The sequence below is a fragment of the Stenotrophomonas sp. SAU14A_NAIMI4_5 genome, from assembly GCF_003086795.1.
Taxonomy (GTDB): Bacteria; Pseudomonadota; Gammaproteobacteria; order Xanthomonadales; family Xanthomonadaceae; genus Stenotrophomonas.
This window is the reverse complement of the sequence record NZ_CP026003.1, coordinates 1,366,319-1,387,470: the sequence shown is the minus strand read 5'-3', so window position 1 is coordinate 1,387,470 and position 21,152 is coordinate 1,366,319. Positions and strand designations below refer to the sequence as shown.

The 21,152-nt window shown below is 64.4% G+C and carries 15 protein-coding genes, 1 tRNA gene and 1 pseudogene; 1 reads left to right on the top strand and 16 read right to left on the bottom strand.

Annotated features, from left to right (window positions below):
- Positions 1 to 6: 6 nt before the first annotated feature.
- Together C1925_RS06640 and radA are read right to left on the bottom strand one after the other, a co-directional pair.
- The gene (locus C1925_RS06640; RefSeq protein WP_108768205.1) at positions 7 to 1,863 is read right to left on the bottom strand and encodes an ATP-binding protein; all 1,857 of its coding nucleotides are present in this window, start codon (positions 1,861 to 1,863) and stop codon (positions 7 to 9) included.
- Positions 1,864 to 2,074: 211 nt separating this feature from the next.
- Positions 2,075 to 3,454, bottom strand: a complete 1,380-nt coding sequence (radA, locus tag C1925_RS06635; protein WP_108768204.1) for a DNA repair protein RadA — start codon at positions 3,452 to 3,454, stop codon at positions 2,075 to 2,077.
- Positions 3,455 to 3,656: 202 nt separating this feature from the next.
- Between radA and C1925_RS06630 the strand changes: the two genes are divergently transcribed.
- Positions 3,657 to 5,714: an EAL domain-containing protein gene (locus C1925_RS06630; protein ID WP_108768203.1), complete on the top strand. Its 2,058-nt coding sequence runs from the start codon at positions 3,657 to 3,659 to the stop codon at positions 5,712 to 5,714.
- 666 nt (positions 5,715 to 6,380) lie between these two features.
- On the opposite strand, the gene cyoD is transcribed toward C1925_RS06630, so the two are convergent.
- The 14 genes and pseudogenes from cyoD to C1925_RS06560 form a co-directional block, all read right to left on the bottom strand.
- The gene (gene cyoD / locus C1925_RS06625; protein WP_108768202.1) at positions 6,381 to 6,722 is read right to left on the bottom strand and encodes a cytochrome o ubiquinol oxidase subunit IV; all 342 of its coding nucleotides are present in this window, start codon (positions 6,720 to 6,722) and stop codon (positions 6,381 to 6,383) included.
- Positions 6,722 to 7,360, bottom strand: a complete 639-nt coding sequence (gene cyoC / locus C1925_RS06620; protein ID WP_108768201.1) for a cytochrome o ubiquinol oxidase subunit III — start codon at positions 7,358 to 7,360, stop codon at positions 6,722 to 6,724. The genes cyoD and cyoC overlap by 1 nt, the downstream gene beginning before the upstream one ends.
- A complete protein-coding gene (cyoB, locus tag C1925_RS06615; RefSeq protein WP_108768200.1) occupies positions 7,357 to 9,354 on the bottom strand; it encodes a cytochrome o ubiquinol oxidase subunit I in 1,998 nt (665 codons plus the stop codon). Before cyoB ends, cyoC begins: the two co-directional genes overlap by 4 nt.
- A gap of 2 nt (positions 9,355 to 9,356) precedes the next feature.
- The gene (gene cyoA / locus C1925_RS06610) at positions 9,357 to 10,400 is read right to left on the bottom strand and encodes a ubiquinol oxidase subunit II (protein WP_108768199.1); all 1,044 of its coding nucleotides are present in this window, start codon (positions 10,398 to 10,400) and stop codon (positions 9,357 to 9,359) included.
- Between the two features lie 278 nt (positions 10,401 to 10,678).
- Positions 10,679 to 11,929 carry a hypothetical protein gene (locus C1925_RS06605; protein WP_159097494.1) on the bottom strand — a complete coding sequence of 417 codons (1,251 nt, stop codon included), beginning with the start codon at positions 11,927 to 11,929 and terminating at the stop codon, positions 10,679 to 10,681.
- A 106-nt stretch (positions 11,930 to 12,035) separates the two neighbouring features.
- Positions 12,036 to 12,392, bottom strand: coding sequence for a hypothetical protein (locus C1925_RS06600; RefSeq protein ID WP_108768197.1), 357 nt, complete (start codon positions 12,390 to 12,392; stop codon positions 12,036 to 12,038).
- 582 nt (positions 12,393 to 12,974) lie between these two features.
- Positions 12,975 to 13,400, bottom strand: a complete 426-nt coding sequence (locus C1925_RS06595; protein WP_108768196.1) for a hypothetical protein — start codon at positions 13,398 to 13,400, stop codon at positions 12,975 to 12,977.
- 65 nt (positions 13,401 to 13,465) lie between these two features.
- Positions 13,466 to 14,149, bottom strand: a complete 684-nt coding sequence (locus C1925_RS06590) for a hypothetical protein (RefSeq protein WP_159097493.1) — start codon at positions 14,147 to 14,149, stop codon at positions 13,466 to 13,468.
- 736 nt (positions 14,150 to 14,885) lie between these two features.
- Positions 14,886 to 15,152 (bottom strand): annotated as a pseudogene (locus C1925_RS06585) (Imm8 family immunity protein); the annotation flags it as partial.
- Between the two features lie 239 nt (positions 15,153 to 15,391).
- Complete coding sequence (locus C1925_RS06580; RefSeq protein ID WP_108768193.1) at positions 15,392 to 15,649, bottom strand: hypothetical protein; 258 nt, start codon at positions 15,647 to 15,649, stop codon at positions 15,392 to 15,394.
- Between the two features lie 6 nt (positions 15,650 to 15,655).
- Positions 15,656 to 16,123, bottom strand: coding sequence for a hypothetical protein (locus C1925_RS20910; RefSeq protein WP_159097492.1), 468 nt, complete (start codon positions 16,121 to 16,123; stop codon positions 15,656 to 15,658).
- Positions 16,124 to 16,962: 839 nt separating this feature from the next.
- Positions 16,963 to 17,038: transfer RNA gene (locus C1925_RS06570), tRNA-Thr, on the bottom strand.
- A gap of 36 nt (positions 17,039 to 17,074) precedes the next feature.
- Positions 17,075 to 18,079, bottom strand: a complete 1,005-nt coding sequence (locus C1925_RS06565; protein ID WP_108768192.1) for a 2-hydroxyacid dehydrogenase — start codon at positions 18,077 to 18,079, stop codon at positions 17,075 to 17,077.
- A gap of 74 nt (positions 18,080 to 18,153) precedes the next feature.
- Entirely contained in the window at positions 18,154 to 21,048 is a 2,895-nt protein-coding gene (locus C1925_RS06560; protein ID WP_108768191.1) for an autotransporter domain-containing protein, read from the bottom strand.
- Positions 21,049 to 21,152: the final 104 nt, after the last annotated feature.

Sequence of the window (21,152 nt, the reverse complement as noted above, 5' to 3'; positions counted from 1 at the left end):
CGGTGCTCAGCGCAGCATCTGCTGCAGGGCACCGGCGATATCACTGAAGGCGCCGTTGAGGTCCGGGCCGGGCGTCGCCGCACCACGGGCCAGCGGGCGGCCCTGCGCGGAGACGATGATCTTCAGCGAGCGCAGCAGGCGCGCGGCCGCCGGTGCCTGCGGATGCCCGTCGCGCTGGGCCTGCAGCAGGGCCTGCACGGCCGGGTTGTCCAGGTTGATGTACAACCGCGACGGTGCGCGCGCCTCGATGCGCGCGGTGAACTGACGCGCAAGGCGCAACGCGGCCATCGACACGCGCTTGTCGTTCTCGTCGTCTTCCAGGCGCTGCTTCAGCTCGGCCTCGCGGTCGGGCACCACCACCACCGGCAACGCTTCGGGACTGAAGCGCGCCGGCAGCAGCTGCTCGCCATCGCCCAGGTGTTCGCCCAGCCAGACCAGCTGCGCGGCATCCAGGCTGTCATCGGTGCGGAACAGCGAACGGTTGCCCTGCTCGGTGCCCAGTTCCACCAGACGCAGGCCCTTGGCCTGGGTCCAGCGGCGCAGGAACGGCACCACCGCATAGCGATGGCCGTGCGCGACCGGCACGCCCATCGCGCGGAACAGCATTTCTTCGAAGCCGCCACCGTTGTCGAGGATCACGTGCACGGCACCACGCGCCGGCAGCGCGCTGGCCGGCAGGTCGCCCTGCGAGGTCGGCACGCGCACGTGTTCCAGCAGCAGCTCGAACAGGCGCTCATCGCACAGCGCCGCACCCAGCAGCGCCTCGTTGTGGCGGGCCAGCACGCGTCGCCATGCTTCAGGCTGCTGCCGCGCGACGTCGGCCAGGCCGTCGATCAGCGCTTCCAGCAGCGCGTGCTGCACAGCGCGGTACTGGTCGTCGCGCTGCAGGTCCTCGCGGCTGGCGGTCGGGGTCAGGCGCGAGGATTCGATCACCCCGCCGATGAAGCCCGCCCACGGCGGCAGCAGGTCGCGCGCATCGTCGTCGAGCAGCATGCCGCGCACGAACACCGACAGATTGCGGTTGTCGCTGGTGCCGTAGGTCGCACCGTCCTGCACCCACAGCATGCCGGTGGCATCGCTGTCGGCGTCGGCGCGCAGCGGCACAGTCACGATGGGTTCGAAATCATGCTCGAACCGCGCGGCGAACTGCAGCGCCTGGCGACGCGCCTGCACCGGGTGCAGCGCCACCTCGCCCTGCCCGCGCCACGGCGGCGGTTCCGGGTTGAGGGCCTCGGCGGCGGCACCGATGAAGATCGGTTCGGACAGCAGCGCGCAGTAGCGGCCCAACACCTCGTACAGGCGCGCCTCGTTGGCCAGCGGCAGGAAATCAGCGTGCAGCTCCAGCTCCACTTCGGTGCCGACGGCGCGCGCCGGCACTTCGCTCACCGTGTACTGCTCGGCGTTGCTGGACACATACAGGTGGCCCAGCTCCGGTGTCTGGTAGGAGGTGGTGCGCACGCTCACCCGGCGCGCCAGCACGAAGGCCGAGAGGAAGCCCAGGCCGAACATGCCGATCAGGCCGTCCTGGTCATCACCGCCCTGGCGCAGGCCACGGGTGTAGCCGACGCCGACGGTGGCCAGGTAATCGTGGATTTCCTGGCGGGTCAGGCCGGCGCCGGTATCGGTGATGCGCAGCACGCCGGCGGCGGCATCGACCTGCACCGAGATGCGCGAAGGCAGCTCGATGCCCGGCTGCTCGAGGCGGCGGCGGATGATCGAATCGTGCGCGTTCTGCACCAGCTCGCGCAGGGCCACCATCGGGGTGGAATACAGGTGCTTGCCCAGCACCGTCATCAGTCCATTGAGATCGACCCCTGCGCGGCGGATTTCGGCGGCGGGGGTGCTGAGCGTCGGGTCCTGCATGAAATCGGTTACTCCTTGCCACACAAGGCGCCAGGAGGCGCCGTCGTCGAGCCGGGAAAACTAGCACAGCGAAGCTGACCGTTACTGCATCGGACGCTGCGCTTGGCCTTTTGTAGCGTCGAGCCATGCTCGACGGCTGTTCGATCGCCAGTCGAGCATGGCTCGACTCTACAAAAAGCAGTCGAGCAAGCTCGACTCTACGGGGCGCGCGTCACGCGGCGTCGATGGCCTCGGACAGGCGTTCGACCGCGATCACTTCCATGCCCTTCACCGTGCCGCCCTTGGGGGCGTTGGCCTTGGGCACGATGGCGCGCTTGAATCCGTGGGTCGCCGCCTCGCGCAGGCGGTCCTCGCCATTGGGCACCGGGCGGATCTCGCCCGACAGGCCGACCTCGCCGAAGGCGATCGTCTTTTCCGCCAGCGGCCGGTCCTGCAGCGACGACAGCACGGCCAGCAGCACCGGCAGATCGGCGGCGGTCTCCTGCACGCGGATGCCACCTACGACATTGACGAACACGTCCTGGTCGCCCACCAGCACGCCGCCATGACGGTGCAGCACCGCCAGCAGCATGGCCAGGCGGTTCTGTTCCAGGCCAACGGCGACACGGCGCGGGTTGGACAGCGGCGAGGCATCGACCAGCGCCTGCACTTCCACCAGCAGCGGCCGGGTGCCCTCGCGGGTCACCATCACGCAGCTGCCCGGCTGATGGGTGCTGGCACCGGACAGGAAGATGGCCGACGGGTTGGAGACTTCCTTCAGGCCCTTGTCGCCCATGGCGAACACGCCCAACTCGTTGACCGCGCCGAAGCGGTTCTTGAACGCGCGCAGCAGGCGGAAGCGGCTGCCGCTCTCGCCTTCGAAATAGAGCACGGCGTCGACCATGTGTTCGAGCACGCGCGGGCCGGCGATGCCGCCCTCCTTGGTCACGTGACCGACCAGGAACACGGCGGTGCCGGTTTCCTTGGCAAAGCGCACCAGCCGCGCGGCGCTCTCGCGCACCTGGCTCACCGAGCCGGGCGCCGCAGTCAGCGTTTCGGTCCACAGGGTCTGCACCGAGTCGGCCACGATCAGCCGCGGGCCGGCCTTGGCCGCGTGCTGCAGGATCGACTCGACGCCGGTCTCGGCCAGCGCGTTGACCCCATCCAGCGGCAGTTCCAGCCGGTGCGCGCGGCCGGCCACCTGGGCCAGCGACTCTTCGCCGGTTACATAAAGGACCGGCAGCACCGCCGCCATCTTCGCCACCGCCTGCAGCAGCAGGGTGGACTTGCCGATGCCCGGGTCGCCGCCGACCAGCACCACCGCGCCTTCCACCAGACCGCCGCCCAGCACGCGGTCGAACTCACCGATGCCGGTACTGACCCGGCGATGCTCGGTCTGCTCGACGTCCTTCAGCGCGGTGATCTTCGGCGGGTCGATCTTGCCGGCCCAGCCAGCCCGGCGCGACGCAGGCGCCTTGGCCGCCGCCGCGCTCTCCAGCACGATTTCCGACAAGGAGTTCCAGGCGTTGCACTCGGTGCACTGTCCCTGCCACTTGCTGTACTCGGCGCCGCATTCGTTGCAGACATAGGCAGTGAGGCGGGCTTTGGCCATGGGGCAGGACTTCGGTGCGGGGAGGTGAAGGAGGATAGCCGAGCCCAGTCGCAGCCGCTGCGACCCCGGCATGAGGGCGGCCCGGTCATGACATCTCCTAATATGAGATGAACATCACACTTTGATGCACTAAAGTGCAGTACCCCGCGGCCGCTATAGTCCGCGCCTCCGTGCCCCCAACTCCGCCCCCGAAGGACGTTCAATGACTGGCACCTACAGCCAGAGTCTGGTTGTTTTCTCGCTGCTGGTCGCCATGCTGGCGTCCTATACCGCACTGGACATGGCCGGCCGCCTGGCCACGACCGAAGGCCGCGTGGCCCGGTGGTGGCTGACCGGCGGCGCCCTGGCCATGGGCCTGGGCATCTGGTCGATGCACTTCGTGGGCATGCTGGCGTTCAACCTGCCGATCCCGATCGGCTACGACCTGGCCATCACCCTGTACTCGCTGGCGGTGTCGGTCTGTGCTTCGGCCTATGCGCTGTGGCTGGTCTCGCGCCCGCAGTTGCCGCGCCGCCGCCTGCTGGCCGGTGCGGTGCTGATGGGGCTGGGCATCGCCACCATGCACTACCTGGGCATGACCGCGATGCGCATGCAGCCGGGCATCGATTACGACCCGCTGTGGTTCATCGCTTCCATCCTGATCGCCATCGGTGCGGCGGGCGCCGCGCTGTGGATCGCCTTCCGCCTGCGCAAGGAAGGTGAGCGCACCCTGCGCCTGCGCCTGCTGGCCTCGCTGGTGATGGGCCTGGCCATCGTCGGCATGCACTACACCGGCATGGCCGCCGCCCGCTTCCCCGATGGCAGCATCTGCGGCGCAGTGATCGACGGCGGCATCGACAGCCGCTGGCTGGCGGTGCTGGTCATCGTCACCACCCTGGGCACCATCGGCATCGCCCTGGTCGCGTCGCTGTTCGACCGCCAGATGCGCGAGCGCACCGGCCTGCTGGCCGAGTCGCTGGAAAAGGCCAACGACAAGCTGCTGCAGGCCGCCCTGCACGATCCGCTGACCCAGCTGCCCAACCGCATGCTGCTGCAGGATCGCATCGAACAGTCCATCGAGAAGGCGCGCCGCCGCAACCACGGTCTTGCCGTGATGTTCTGCGATCTGGACGGCTTCAAGGCGGTCAACGATGCCTATGGCCACCAGCTGGGCGACCGCCTGCTGGTGCGCATGAGCGAGCGCGTGAGCAACCTGCTGCGCCCGCAGGACACCTTCGCCCGGCTGGGTGGCGATGAGTTCGTGATCGTGCTGGCCGTGGATGAGCCGGACGACGCGGTGGTCGTGGCCGAGCGCATCATCGCCGCCGTGGCCGAGCCGTTCCTGATCGACGCCGCCGAGCTGCAGGTCAGTGCCAGCCTCGGCATCGCCCTGTACCCGGACGACGGCGCCACCGAGCGCGAACTGATGGCGCACGCGGACGCGGCGATGTACCACACCAAGGACGGCGGCCGGAATGGCTATACGTTCTTTACCCCGTCGATGCAGGTCAGCGCCAACCGCCAGCTGCGGCTGCTGCAGGACCTGCGCCGCGCTGCCGACCGCGGCGAACTGCGCCTGCACTACCAGCCGAAGTTCGTCGCCGCCGGCACGCCCGCGGTGGGCGCCGAGGCACTGCTGCGCTGGGAGCACCCGGAGCTGGGCATGCTCGCCCCGGATGTGTTCATCCCCATCGCCGAGCGCAGCGGGCTGATCCTGCCGATCGGCGACTGGGTGCTGGACCAGGCCTGCGCGCAGCTGCGTGCCTGGCACGATTCGGGCCACCCGGAATGGACGATGGCGGTGAACCTGTCGCCGCTGCAGTTCTCCTCGCCGTCGCTGGTGGACAACGTGCGCGACGTGCTGGCCCGCCATGCGATCGCACCGGAACGGCTGACCCTGGAGATCACCGAAACCACCGCGATGAAGGACGTGGAAGCCAGCCTGGCCATCCTCAACGACCTGACCGCGATGGGCGTACACATCTCCATCGATGATTTCGGCACCGGCTATTCCAGCCTGCTGTACCTGAAGCGCATGCCGGCCACCGAACTGAAGATCGACCGCGCGTTCGTGCGCGACCTGGAGCAGAACGCCGAAGACGCGGCCATCGTGTCGTCGATCGTGGCGCTGGGGCGGTCGCTGCAGCTGCAGGTGGTGGCCGAGGGCGTGGAAACGCGCGAGCAGCAGGAGTACCTGAGCGGGCTGGGCTGCGACCAGCTGCAGGGGTATCACCTGGGCCGGCCGATGGACCCGGACGAGTTCCTGCGCAAGGTGGGGTAAGGCGGGGTCGGATCCCTTTCCGCAGGAAAGGGCTCTGACCCCAAATGCATCCACGCACGGCGTGGATCTACCAGGTCGCAGGGGTCGGATCCCTTTCCGCAGGAAAGGGCTCTGCCCCCCAAGATGCATCCACGCGTGGCGTGGATCTACCAGGTCGCAGGGGTCGGATCCCTTTCCGCAGGAAAGGGCTCTGACCCCCAAGAGGCATCCACGCATGGCGTGGATCTACCAGGTCGCAGGGGTCGGATCCCTTTCCGCAGGAAAGGGCTCCGACCCCCAAGATGCATCCACGCATGGCGTGGATCTACTGCCGGCCAGCGGCCGGCACTACCGATCCGCGACCACACCACCTGACCCGTCCTGCCATAGGTTGACACCTACGGGGTGGATGAACCGGCCGCCATCAGGCGGCCAAGGACGCCCGATGCATCGCATCGGGCGTCTGCATTTTAAGGGACAGGTGGGGGCGTTCGGCGTTCGACCTGATCGACCACCGATAACTTGAAGGCCAGCGAGTAATCCCGCTGGCTGCGCCTGATTGTTGATTTCATTGAACATTCCTTTTCCAGAGGGAAAAGGTGTCAACCCAATTCAGGACGGGTCAACCCAAACAAAAAGGCCGCCCCGAAGGGCGGCCTTTTCGCGTGTGGCAACGTCGCGAAGACGTCAGTGCATCATGTGCACGTTCATGTTGTGCATGACCCACAGGGTGCCGACCACGATGATGCCGATCACCACGATGGTGAAGGCAGCAGCGTTGACGTTCCAGCGGCTTTCCGAAGAGCGGTCCAGGTGCAGGAAGAACACCAGGTGGACCAGCATCTGCAGCACCGCGGTGACCGCGATCACCACACCGCAGACGGTGCGCGAGAAATCGCCGGACATCACCACCCAGAACGGGATGACGGTCAGCACCACCGCCAGCACGAAGCCGATCAGGTAGGACTTGACGCTGCCGTGGCTCTCGCCACCCGCTGCGTGGTCATGTGCATGGTTGTCATGTGCCATTACAGCGCTCCATTGAGGTAGACGACGGAGAACACGCCGATCCAGATGAGATCCAGGAAGTGCCAGAACAGGCTCAGGCACGCCATGCGGGTCTTGTTGGTCGGGGTCAAGCCGTACTTCTTCAGCTGCACGAACATCACCAGCAGCCACAGCAGGCCGGCGCTGACGTGCAGGCCGTGGGTACCGACCAGGGCGAAGAACGCCGACAGGAAGGCACTGCGGTCCGGACCATAGCCCTGATGGATCAGGTGATGGAATTCATAGACTTCCATGCACATGAAGCCGAAGCCCAGCAGCCAGGTCACGCCCAGCCACAGGAACATCTGGCCGACCTGCTTGCGGTGCATGGCGATCATGCCCAGGCCGAAGGTCAGCGACGAGGTCAGCAGCAGCGCGGTTTCCCACGCCACGAACGGCAGCTCGAACAGGTCCTTCGGACCCGGGCCACCGTCAGTGCCACCGGCCAGCACCACGTAGGTGGCGAACAGCGAGGCGAAGATGAGGCAGTCGCTCATCAGGTACACCCAGAAACCGAAGACGGTATTGCCGCCGGTGTCGTGGTGCTCGTGGTCGTCATGGCCATGGGCCGCCGCGTGCGCGGCGTGCCCGTGGCTCAGGGTCGAGGTATTGGTGCTCATGCCTTCAGCTCCGACTTCACCAGGCCCTGGGCTTCCAGGTGCTTGCGGTGTTCGTTCTCGATGCGTTCCACCTCGGCGGCCGGGACCCAGTAGTCCACGTCCTGGTCGAAGGTGCGGTAGATGAACGTGGCGATCATGCCGACGAAGCCGATGATGGCCAGCCACCAGATGTGCCAGATCATCGCAAAGCCGAAGACCATGCTGAAGGCGCCGATCACCACGCCCGTGCCGGTGTTGCGCGGCATGTGGATGTCGGTGTACTTGGCCGGCTTCGGCCAGGCTTCACCACGCTGCTTGCGCTCCCAGAAATCGTCCAGCTCGGTGACTTCCGGCAGGGCGCCGAAGTTGTAAAAGGCCGGCGGCGAAGAGGTTTCCCACTCCAGCGTACGGGCATCCCACGGGTCGCCGGTCAGGTCGGCCGTCTTCTTGCGGTCGCGGATGGACACGGCCACCTGGATGATCTGGCACAGGATGCCGGCACCCACGATGAAGGCGCCCACGGCAGCAACCAGCAGGAACGGCTCGTAGGCCGGGTTGACGGTGCTCTGCAGACGACGGGTCATGCCCATGAAGCCCAGCACGTACATCGGCATGAAGGTCACATAGAACCCGATGAACCAGCACCAGAAGGCGCACTTGCCCCAGAACTCATTGAGGCGGTAGCCGAACATCTTCGGCCACCAGTAGGTGATGCCGGCGAACATGCCGAACACCACGCCGCCGATGATGACGTTGTGGAAGTGGGCGATCAGGAACAGGCTGTTGTGCAGCACGAAGTCGATGGCCGGAATCGCCAGCATCACGCCGGTCATGCCGCCGATGACGAAGGTGACCATGAAACCGATGGTCCACAGCACGGGCGTGGTGAAGTGCACGCGACCGCGGAACATGGTGAACAGCCAGTTGAAGATCTTCACACCGGTCGGGATCGAGATGATCATCGTCGTGATGCCGAAGAAGGCATTGACGTTCGCACCCGAGCCCATGGTGAAGAAGTGGTGCAGCCACACGATGAACGACAGCACGCCGATGCAGGCGGTGGCGTAGACCATGCCCTTGTAGCCGAACAGTGCCTTGCGCGAGAAGGTCGCGATGACTTCGGAGAACACGCCGAAGGCCGGCAGGACCAGGATATAGACTTCCGGGTGACCCCAGATCCAGATCAGGTTGATGTACAGCATGGCGTTGCCGCCACCATCATTGGTGAAGAAGTGCGTACCCAGGTAACGATCCAGGGTCAGCAGCACCAGAGTGATGGTCAGCACCGGGAAGGCAGCGACGATCAGCACGTTGGTCACCAGGGCAGTCCAGGTGAACACCGGCATCTGCATCAGCTTCATGCTCGGGGTGCGCATCTTCAGGATGGTGATGAAGAAGTTGATACCACTCAGGGTGGTACCCAGGCCCGCGACCTGTAGGCCCCATATGTAGTAGTCCATACCTACATTGTTGCTGTACTCGATACCCGACAATGGCGGGAAGGCCAGCCAACCGGTGGCGGCGAATTCACCGATCCACAGCGACAGCATGATCAGCACCGCGCCGGACACGAACAGCCAGAAGCTGAGCGAGTTGACGAACGGGAACGCGACGTCGCGCGCACCGATCTGCAGCGGCACGGCCAGGTTCATCAGGCCGGTGATCAGCGGCATCGCCACGAAGAAGATCATGATCACGCCGTGGGCGGTGAAGATCTGGTCGTAGTGGTGCGGCGGCAGGTAACCCTCGGACCCGCCGACGGCGATGGCCTGCTGGGTACGCATCATGATGGCGTCGGAGAAACCGCGCAGCAGCATGACGAAGGCGACGATGAGGTACATCACGCCGATCTTCTTGTGGTCCACCGAGGTGAACCACTCCTTCCACAGATAGCCCCACAGCTTGAACTTGGTGATCAGGGCGATGACGCCCAGGCCACCCAGCACCGCGCCGACCAGGGTGGTCAGCACGATCGGATCGTGGGGGATCGACTCAAGAGAGAGTTTTCCCAGCATGTTCATTCTCCCGAACCCATGTGGCCTTCGTGGCCAGCGTGTTCGTGTTCTTCGGTGGCGTCCAGGTTCTTCCCGGATTCCTTGGAGTCATGCGCGTCGGTCGGGGCGTGCCCCTCGTGCGCTTCATGGCTGGCCGCATCTGCCGCAGCAGCACCCGTGTGGGAATGCTTCATGCCGTAGTGCTTGTTGTCACCCATGTGCTTGGCGAGGACCCAGTCGAACAGGCCTTCTTCCACGGTGCCGTAGTAGGTCACCGGGTACCACTCGGAGTTCTTCGCTTCGCCCAGGGCCTTGAAGGAGGCCTGGTCCAGCGTTTCCTTGCCGGCGCGGACCTGGTCCAGCCACTGGCGGTATTCGGCATCGGTGACCGAATAGGCGGTGAAATGCATCTTGGCGAAGCCCAGGCCGCTGTAGTGCGAGGACATGCCCGGGAATTCACCGGTCTCGTTGGCGATCAGGTGGAGCTTGGTCTCCATCGCCGCCATCGAATAGATCATGCTGCCGAGGTGCGGGATGAAGAACGCATTCATCACCGTGTCGGACGTGATCTTGAAGTTCAGCGGGGTGTTGACCGGGAACTTGATCTCGTTGACGACCGCAACCTTCTCTTCCGGATAGATGAACAGCCACTTCCAGTCCAGCGAGATCGCCTCGATGGTGACCGGCTTGACGTCCGATTCCAGCGGCTTGTACGGGTCAAGCGCGTGCGAGGACCGCCAGGTCAGCACCGCCAGGACCAGCACGATCATGCAGGGGATCGACCACACCACCACCTCGATCGCCGTCGAGTGGGACCACTTCGGCTCGTAACGGGCCTTGGTGTTGGAGGCGCGATACTTCCACGCGAAGGTCAGGGTCATGATGATGACCGGGATGACGACCAGCAGCATGAGCACGGTGGCCGTGATCAGCAGGGTCTTCTCATCCTGGCCAATCTGGCCCTTCGGACTGAGGATGGCCACTGCATCGCAACCGGTGAGCATCACCAGCAACGACAGCAGCAGGCCCGGGCGCAACCAGCGCCCAAGGGTTTTCAACGGAATCATCGGTCGATCCAATTGCGAGGGAATGCCGTTCCCCGTCCTGCCCGCTCCGGCCAAAGCCGGTCCCGCCTGCGGTTGAGACAGGCAGTGAGGTGGGGTCGAGTCAGCCTTTCAATTTTAGGCCGTCACGCATCATTTAAGAAGAGCATTGACAATGATCCAGCGCAGGAAGTGGCCGGATATCGCTGCGACACGTTGTCGCACCGGGTGCGCAGGGCGCGCGGATGCCGGAATCGGCAAAGCCCGATGAACGTATTCAGGAATGCAGAGGGCTGGCGACCCTACTGCCCTGCCGCGCCAGTGGGCGCGGGGTACTCGAAGCGCAGCTCGCGATGGCCCTCGCCCACTACCGGCAGCAGCGGATCGACGCCCACGCAGCCCATGCGCAGCCGCAGCTGATCCGCCGCAGGCACCCCGCCGCAACTGCCGAAGCTGGTGATCTCAACGCCCGGCAGCAGTGCCTTGAAGAAGGTTTCCGCCTCGCGGCGCGCCTGCTCGCGGCTGGCCGCGGTGGCCTCCACGCTGTAGCGCAGCTTGATGGCGTACATGCGGTCGATCGCGAAGACCATCACCGAGCTGTAATCCGTGCCCTCGTGGCTGTAACGGAAGTCCAGCACGTTCGCATCCACCCGTGCAGGCCCACCGGGCCCGAGACTGGCGACCGGCACCACCATTGATTGCAGCGGGGACATGTCGCGCTCGCTGGCCATCTGTTCCCTGCGCGCGTCCAGCAACGCCTCGCGCTCGCCTTCGGCCGCCTCCCGCCGCTGGGCCGGTTCCTGCACGCCGGCGGGATAGAAGTACAGGTCGATCCAGCCGGTTCTGTCGCCCGGCCGCTCGAAGCGGACCGAAGCGCCACCCAGTACATCGTCGTACCGGCGCTCATCTACCGCCTGCCACTGGCCCACCTGCATCGGATAGACCACGCTGGTGCCGCGCAGAAAATCGCCCAGAAACACCGTGAGGTCCGACGGCGCTGCATCCTCCGCGTCCAGACTCAGGGTTTCCCGGGGAGCATCGGCGCCGCACTTCTCCTCGATGACCGCCGCCACATGCGCACGCAGGGTGCCAGCCTTCTTCAGCGCAGCCAGGTGATCCACGCCCGGGATCTTCAACGAGGGATCAGCCTTCATGAACACCGCGTAGGCCTTGAGCGCACTTTCCACGCCGGCCAGCTGCCGATCCAGCTCCTCGCCGTCGCTGCCTTCGGTGATCTGGTACGCCAGGTTTCCAAATGTCTGCTGCGCGAGTACTTCCGGCGCGATCGAGGTTTCCTCATCCACGGTCTCGGGCAGCCCGAGGACCGGGCAGATAATCACCTGATAATCCGGGGTTTCCAGCGCCCAGTTGAACAGCCACCGCCGCATCTCCTCCGCGCCGGGCTGCAGCGGAGAAACTTCCAGTTGCCGGGTTTCCCGTACGAAACGGGTGGTCTCGGCTTCCGGCGCGGCCCCTGCCAGCGCGGGCAGTGCGGCCGCAACCACGAGGGCTGCGGCGAGGATGGACCGGCTCAACACATTCCCTGATGCCATGGCACACAATCCCTGGGGCCGCGCGGCGCGGCGTGCAGGCGCAGCGTATCAGGCAGCCCAGTGCCGGGACAGCGGGTTGAATGGCCCCGCCAGTGCGAATGGGCGGTCAGCTTGGCCTGACCTCCCTGCACACCAGTTCGGCCAGTTCGCGGCAGGCGAAAAACAGCCCCTCGACCACGCCCTCATCCAGATGGCGCTTGGGCGTGGCCACCGACTCGCAGCGACTGGCCGCGTGCAGCATCTCCACCGCGGTCAGGATGGCGACGGCGGCGCGGTCGATGCGCGCCAGGGACTGGCGACGGCCTTCGGACAGGTTCTCTTCCGGCCAGAGCATGCCATCGGAACCTTCGCCATCACGGATGCGCCGGAGGCAGCCCTGGAAGGTGCTCAGTTCGTCGGCCGGGTTGGCGTCGTCGTTGATGGGGTCATCGATGGGGAACGGCGGAGTCTTGCGGGTGGTCATGGCGTCGGCTTCCGTGGCTGTACTTAACAGCGCCACCGCGCGGAGGCGGGTGGCGGACGGTGCGGGTTCCAAACCGGGACAGATAGTTACCAGTGACCGGCGGGTCCGAAGACCCCCACGCACCGCCCGCCATAGAGGCCGACGGATTGCCAGCCGGCACCGCTTCAGGACGGTGCCGACTGGCAAGCGTAAGTAACATCTGTCTCGGGTTTGGATGCCCGGCCACCCTATTTCGGTGGCGCGCCATGTTGTTTACGCCTGCACGTTCGATTCAATGAGAAAAATCCGAAAGGGTCGGATGCATCGAGCGTGTGGGAGGGATTGTTGCATGCGCGCGGGAGTGGCAGAGGCGACATGGAAAGTCGCCTGCGCGCTGATTTAAGGGTGTAAACGACATGGCGTGGCGCATACGGGCCGGGAATCAGCAGGACCCGTGACGCTTTCCGCTTCCCAGTTGTTGCACGGGGAACTTCCAAGGCATGCACGCGCAACGCGTGGACCGGGGCCGTTGTGACGCAAACGGCCGATGTGGCGTGCAGGAACCGACAGCCTGGGCGAAAGATAGGTCGGCAGCACTCCGGCCTAAGGCAGGATCACGGCGTTCTGGATGACCCCAAGTCGCTCGGCGTCCAAAGGATGCACCTTTCCCTCAGACAGATAGAACCTTCCCCGCACAAGAACGCGTGCAACGCGCGCTCTCTGCAGAAGATCAGGCGCCATCGCTTCCCCGTAAACAACCACGGACGAGACAGACTCACCATCGTCCATGGCCTCCTTGGTCGGGAACAGGAGGGTGACATCGCTGGCCACGTGAGCCCAGGCCCGGAACTCCACATCCCGCCCCTCAAACTGCTCGGGATGCGCCATCAGATACACATAGGAAACAACGCAGAAATTCTCAGAATCTGAGTTCCCACGATACTTGCAGATGTCGAAGCGCGGCGGAGCTTCACAGCCGGACAGTGCCAGCAAAACGAGAACCGCAAGAACCAGACCACCTGACTTCATCACTGCACCCCGATACAACGTTCTTCCATTGAAATACGGCAGCCTGGGCTCCCTCCTCCGTAACCTCAAACGATCAACTTTCGCAGCTCCTCCCAGGGGCCATCCACGATCCTGGCTCTCCACACACCTTCCCTGCCTGCCCCGATCACGATGATGGCCGCAGCCAAGTCACCGTCATAGCCAGTGGCGATCAACCCATCCTGCAGGACGAGCGACTGCGCGGCAACGTCGTTCTGCGTGCCGCACAGATTGAGCCGCAGGTGGCCGTCGGCATCGCGGTTGTTGAAATCAACAAACAGTCTCGCCGTGGACGGGCCGAGGCACCACAGCATGGGAACAACCAGCTCCTCGCCTTCGTGCAACCTTCCCTCTTCCAGCGTGTCCCACGCGATCAGGGCGATCTCCTCCCCGCCCTGGTCCAGCCCATGGCGCGACATCAGCGCAAGCAAGCCGAGCAGCTCGGACCGTGCCAACCGATCCTGCGCGAACAGCCAGCGGACCACGCGCATGTGCAGCGCGGGATGGGTAGCGGACAGGAAGTGATTGCGCACGACCCACAGGGCCGCGCGGATCAATGCATCGGCGTCCGCACGCAGCAGATACGCGTCAACGTCCGCATCGATCGGCACCGGAACCCCGATGTCTCCTGACCAATACGCGTCCATCTGCACTGGATCGATCCTGTTGCCGACGGCCAACAGACCCGATTCAAGCAGATGTGCGAGAAAGGCGTGGTCCTCAGTTCCCACTACTGCACCCTCCGGTTGGGTCGCCCCTCACTTGGGCGAGCGACACCCGCCCTATGCAGGCTAAACACTCATCAGGGCATCCCACAAAGGAATACGCCACTCACTTCAATAACTCTTGGTCAAGGCACAGGTGAAAGCAATCGTACCCTCCCCGTCTGTTGGCTCTGAGACAACCGCCCCCTCAAACACGTAGTCGTCGTAGTCCAGCAGGAGAGAGCCTACCGAGTACACGACCGCAGGAACAGGGTCACCCGGCCTTGCCACTTCAGCTCTCTTGATGCCACCAAGATCAACACGCTTCTTGGACTCCGATGAGGTCAGCCTGGGCTCACTAAGAACAACACGCTCTCTCTTTTCCCCGACAACCTCGACTCTCAGATAGTAGGGAGACGACCGTTCTCTTGGTCGATCAGAACCGAAGCTCCCGACCAGACTGACGACCAACTCAACAGGGCCTGACGACTCGCATTTTCCTTTCTGATAGTCATAGTAGGAATACCGATCAAGAAGAAGCACGAACAGTAGAACGCATGCTCCCAGTGAAGTCAGTAGCCATAACAGTACAGTCCGGTGATCTGCTTTCATCCCTGAGTCACTCCCACGAGAATTTTGAAAAAGAGCTCATTGGCGGTCTCGTTGTTGATTCCCAGACCATGGACTTTCACTACCCCACCAACTGAGCCGCGCAGAGCTGAGACCTGGCTGAGTGGATCACATGTGACCGTGTCGAATGCAGCTACCAGACATAGCCCTCAAATTCCCAGTCCATCAGTTCCGCCAACTTCTGGGAGACCTCATCCCGACTTCCATGTGGCACGGCGGCACATGTCAGTTCGACGGCGCGGTCAACCGCTTTGAAGCTTATGTCCTCTACGACGTCGAACTTTGGAATGTATGAGTTCTCGTCGCTCATGCTTTCCAGCCATTCGCGGTTGCACGCAACGAACCCAAACACCTCCGCACCCCGGCCGCCATCCGGGCCAATGGACGCCTGAAAATAGCAGTAGAAAAGGCCCGTTTTCTGAAATGTCTGACATGAGCGATCCCAGTCGGCGGTATCGGTTTTGCTTTAGTCACTTTTCTGCTCAAAATTGATGCGAAGTCCCATTTGCCGGTGCGCCTGCGCCGCGCGCAGTTCAACCGTTGGAAACAAGTTCGGCGAAGCAGACCTGTTCCCCGAGCCGCAGCGTTCAACAATCCCCTCGCCCTGCCGCTGATTGATCAAGAGTCCAAACTGATTCCTCAGTCACCGGACGAATCAGCCTGATCAGCGATAGAGCCGACGAAATCGATGATCTGCTCGATCTCGACGCCTCGCTGATTAGGCTCATCGTCCGACGCCAAACCTGTCTGCGAGAACTCTTGCAGCAATACATCGATCAGCAACTCTCGGTCGCGCTTGAGCAGATGTTTGACCCCTTCTTGAGGCAACCTGAAGCTGTGCTTCGCTGCGATTTCGACCAGCACAGAATTCAGATGGGAGGAGATGGACTGTGTCATTTCACTTCACCCTCGGGCCTGGCTGAGCGGCCAATCCAATACTGGCAAGAGGTAGCTATAAATCACCTCACCATTTCGAGTCAGCGCATTAAAGTATGGATTTCCTTCACTGCAGGAAACCAGGCGCAACTGATCGCCTGACTGCTGCATGGACAGCATTTTCATCCAATCCGGATCTTTCTCTGGATCTGGATAGACTTCCCACTTCCTGCCGATCTCAACAGCCTCACTCGGGCTCAGCGGTATCGACACCTGGCATTTTTGCAGGCCAAGCTTGTCGGCAAATGATCGATCTCGAGCCTCACTGGCCCAGCCGTGGTGGCGCAGCCCATAACGAGGAGAGCAACTGTGCCCACAATGACCACGCACAAATGACGAAGAAGATCGCCAGAACGGCAAGGCACATTTACTGTCATCGGATGCATCATTGAAGGGCGGGGCTGATGATCGAGGTTGAAAAGCCCATTGGTCCATCCACCATTGGTATCGAGTATCGAGCCCAGGTCGTCCGTGTGGATGCAGGTAACCGTCGACTGGGTAACTGCGACTGGTGACAGCTTTTAAACAAGCAGGCCTAGCTCCAGATGATAATTCGACCATCGGGCCCGTTCAGCTGCATGGCTTCTGGGCCTGAGTACCCGCCTTCCGTCAAATCGACGGTGAGAATTCTATCGCCCGAGAACACCATGGCCATTCTGACGTCGTCGACCAGGAAATCAACCAACTTCAATCGAAGCGGAGTATGTGCGAGTGCATCAACCCACCTGCCAAAAGAAAGGGTATATGCATTGTAACCATGGAGTGACACCCATCATCGGTTCCAACTTGAAGCTGCTCATCCTCAAAGGTCAAGGTGACATACTTGCCCTTGAGATGGTTAAGAATGTCTGATCGATGCTCGCTCATGTGATCTATCCGATCTTACTTTATTGGAAAATGCGACGAACCAGGCCGGCCCCGGGGGCCATTGCGGCAGCCGGTGTTTGAATGTGATTTTGACGCTCTGTGAAGCGCGTAGATACACCGCCTGCAGTTCCCCCTAACCTGCGCATCCGTCCAATCCTTGAAAGAGCCCTGAAGCAGGGCTGGGTATTCGTAGCACGGAAATGAGGGGGCTGCGGATTCCGGGCCAGGAACTGTGCGATGAGCCAAGCCGCCGGGAAGCTGACGGGGCTGGCAGGTCGTGAGATTCGGAAATCCTGGGCTGCCAGCCGTGGGCTGGCACTACGGGTTGCCGGCATTCCGCCGGGCATGGCCCTGCGCTACCAGAGCACAAAAAAAGCCCCGACCTGGGTCGGGGCTTTTCATACAACTGGTGCCGGAAACAGGAGTCGAACCTGCGACCTACGCATTACGAATGCGCCGCTCTACCAACTGAGCTATTCCGGCTGAGCAGGCGATTTTACGGGCAGCCTACCCCGCTGGTCAATCCGCCCCTACCCGGTTGGCACATGCCCGCCCGGCGGCGAAATCGGCCAGGTTGCCCAGGGTGATGGCCGAGATCTCCTGCAGCGCCTCCACGGTGAAGAAGCCCTGGTGGCCGGTCACCAGCACGTTGGGGAAGGTCATCAGGCGCTGGAAGGCCTCGTCATCGATGATCTCGCCGGACAGGTCCTGGAAGAACAGCGCGCTTTCCTGCTCGTAGACATCGATGGCCAGATGGCCCAGCCGCCGCGACTTCAGCGCGCGGATCACCGCGTGGGTATCCACCAGCCCGCCCCGCGAGGTGTTGACCAGCATCGCGCCGGGCTTCATCCGCGCCAGCGAGGCGTCGTTGATGAGGTGCTGGGTGTCCGGCGTCAGCGGGCAGTGCAGCGAAACGATGTCCGCGCGCGCCAGCAGGTCGTCCAGCCCCACGCTCTCGCCTACCCCCACGAAGTCCGGCGACGGGTACGGGTCGTGGCCGAGCACCGTACAGCCCATGCCCCGAAAGATGCGTGCGGTGGCCAGACCGATCTTGCCGGTGCCGACGATGCCCACCGTCCGCCCGTGCAGGGTGCGGCCGAGCAGGCCATCCAGCATGAAGTTGCCTTCGCGCACGCGGTTGTACGCGCGATGGGTCTGCCGGTTGAGGGTCATCACCAGCGCCAGCGCGTGTTCGGCCACGGCTTCGGGCGAATAGGCCGGCACGCGGGCGACGAACAGGCCCAGGCGCGCGGCCTCGGCCAGATCGACGTTGTTGAAGCCGGCGCAGCGCAGCAGCACGGCGCGCACGCCCAGTGCATGCAGCGCCTGCAGTACGGGGGCATCGAGGCGGTCGTTGACGAATACGCAGACCGCGGCGCAGTCCTGCGCCAGTGCAGCGGTGTGCACATCCAGCGCGGCATCGAAATGGACGAACTGGAAGCCCTGCCCGGCGCCGTCGCGCGCGTTGGCTTCTTCCAGGAAGCGGCGGTCGTAGGGACGGGCGCTGAACACGGCAATCTGCATGGGCGGGCCTGCACGGAAATCCTGCGCAGACCATAGCGCACCGGCGGCGATGCTGCCGCCGGTGCGCCCTTTACTCAGAACGCGTAGCCGAGGCCCAGCATCACGCCGTTCTGCACCTGGCCATCGCGGCGCTCACCCACGTAGTCGACCATCACCGACAGGCGGTCGCTGGCGCGGCTGGTGACGCCCAGGTTCCAGGCCAGCACCTGCTCGCCCAGCGTCTGGCTGCTGCTGCCGAACAACAGGTCCGGGGCCGCGGCGAAGCCGGTGCTGTAGCGGGCCTGGGTGTCGCCCAGTTCCTTCTGCCAGACCACGCGGGCGCGCGGGGTGATGCGCTCGCCGTTGTTGCCGTCGAAGGTCTTGAACAGCTGCAGGCCAGCACCCACGCGGATGCTTTCCAGGCTGTCGCCACGGCCGGCCAGTGCGCCCGCGCTCTGCCCTTCGTTGAAGCGCGTGGCCGAAGTGCGCGCGTAATCCACCACCGGCAGCAGCGGCTGCACCACCAGGCCGTTGCCGGTGGTGAAGCTGAAGCCGTGCTCCAGGCGCGCGGAGATCGCATCGTTGTTGTACTTGGCGCGCAGCGGATCGTTCAAGCCGTCGATGCCGGCAATGCCGCGACGGGTGTCGTGGCGCAGATCGGTATAGCGCACGGCGGCCGACAGGTAGCCACGCGCATAGGTGGCATCGATGTAACCACCGATATCCAGCGCGCGCACGTCACCGGTGAAGCCGGAGCCATCGCGGGCCTTGGTCGACATGTCGGCCGCCGCCACGCTCACGCCCAGGCTGACGCAGTCATCGGCCACGCGCGTATCGGCGCCCAGCACGATGCCGCCCACGGTGTGGGTCAGGCCGGCCACGCCGCCGTCGCCATCGATGCGGCCATGGCTGCCGAAGCCGCGGCCCCAGAAGCCATGGTTACGCGCACCGTCGCCATAGTCGGTACCCGAGGCGCCGGCCACTGCCTGCGCGGCCGGCTCCACCAGGTGCATCGCCAGCTGGTTGAACAGGCTGCCGTTGGCCATGCCCGGCTGGGCCGAGGCCGCCTGTGCCGCCTGTGCGGCCAGACCGCCGGCATCGCCGCTGCCACTGCGCAGGCCGGCCTGGTGCTGGGTGACCACGTTGCCGATGCTGCCCACCAGGGCGTTGTCGGCCAGGCGCAGGCTGGCGTGCGCATCACCGCGCAGGGCACCGGCCTGCTGCGCGATGACATCGCGGTCAGCAAACTGCAGCGCGCCCAGCAGCGATTTCAGGCGCGCGTCCTGGCGATCACCTGCGGCGGCCAGGGCCACACCCAGGCTCTGGTTGCCGTTGCTGGCGGTCAACTGTGCCAGCTGGTCGAAGCCCGGGTTGGCGGTCAGCGACAGGCCGTCTTCGCTCTGGTGGATGTTGAAGCTGAGCAGCGAGTTGTGCCGCGGGCGGAAGACTTCGTTGCCGGTGATGCTGGCGCTGTAGCCGGTATCGCCCAGACGCACGGCATCGGCGAAGCCATCCTCGTAGATCGGGCCGGTGACCAGTTCACGCTGGTAATTGCCGGCGTAGAAGCCCTCGGCGACGTTCAATTCCAGGTGCGCACCGGGCGAGATCACCAGTGCGCCATCGGTCTGCCCGCCATCGTAGAAGCTGCCCACGCGCAGGCGACCGGCGGCGCTGCCACCGGCTTCGGTGACGTCGAACAGCACGTTGCCGCCCGGCATGATGTTGACGTAGCCGTGGGTGACCAGGTCGCCACCGCGCGGCATCAGCGTGCCGTACACGCGCAGGCGGTTGAAGCCGTCCTCACGCAGCGACGGGCCGGTGGCGTCGAGCAGTGCATCGGTGTCGGTTTCCAGCGAGGCGATGTCGCCGTGGCCGACCACCAGGCCGCCGGCCATCACCCGCACTTCCGGTGCGCGCAGGGCGCCGCCTTCCAGGGCGATGGTGCCGCCGTCGACCAGCATGAAATCGGCACCGGTGGTGGCCGAGGTGCGCCAGGTGCCGCCCTTGGCGACGCGGATCACGCCGGCCGAGTTGGCCAGCGCGGAGGCATCCAGATCGGCCAGGCGCAGCTGGCCCTGCAGGAACGCCTGGTTACCCGGATTGTTGAGGTAGTCCTGCAACGAGAACTGGCCGACGCCATTCGGGCCGTTGGACGCCAGGTTGTAGAGGGTCACCGCATAGTTGATGTAGGTGGTGTCGTACTCGTCGTCGTTCCAGCGCGCGAAGTCATCATCCACCAGCGCCTGCAGCTGGCGTGCAGTGGCCATGTAACCAGCGTTGATGTCACCGCTGACGTTGCCGGTGACGCTGAGGGTATCGCCCGGGTCGCGGTAGCCGGCCTCGGTGATGATGTTGTTGCTGCGGATGTCCTGGCCCGGGAAGAGCTGCAGGTTGCGGCCGCTGCCATCGGGATCGAAGCTGACCGAGGTGCCGGTGGTGCGCGACGGGTCGCGGAATACCAGCAGGCCGTTGGGCGCCACCACTTCATACATGGCCTTGTGCAGCAGGCCGGCATCCATGCCACCGCCGTAGTTGCCGGTGTAGATCTGGGTCATGCGCGGCGACGGGCTGTAGGTGATGCGGCCGCCGCTGCTGGCGGCATGGATCTGCACCGAATCGACCACCGGCAGGTCGCCGGCCAGGTAGCGGTTGACGCCGCCGGACTGCATGATCGAGCACGACGAGATGCAGTGGCCAGACACGATGGTGTCCAGGCCCTGGGTGCGGATGATGGCCTGCAGCCACTCACCGGCGATCAGCGCGCCACCGTTGGAGGTGCGCAGCACGACTTCGCGGATCGGGCGGCCTTCTTCCTGTGCCTTGGCCAGCAGCGCCGGCAGCGCGACGACGTCGGCGAAGGTCACGCCACCACTGAGAACGACGCGGTCGTCCTGCACGTGGTAGTTCATCGCCGCTGCGTCGCCGATCGCGCCCAGCGTTGCCATACCCACCAGGCCGGCCAGGGCCAGGCTCAACTTCGAATGCTTCATTGCGGTCTCTCTCTCCAACCCGCACCACGCGGGACGAAAGCAGAACGCCGCAGCGCACCGAACACCCCCAGTGCGTCGCACGCGAAAATCTGAACTCGTTCATC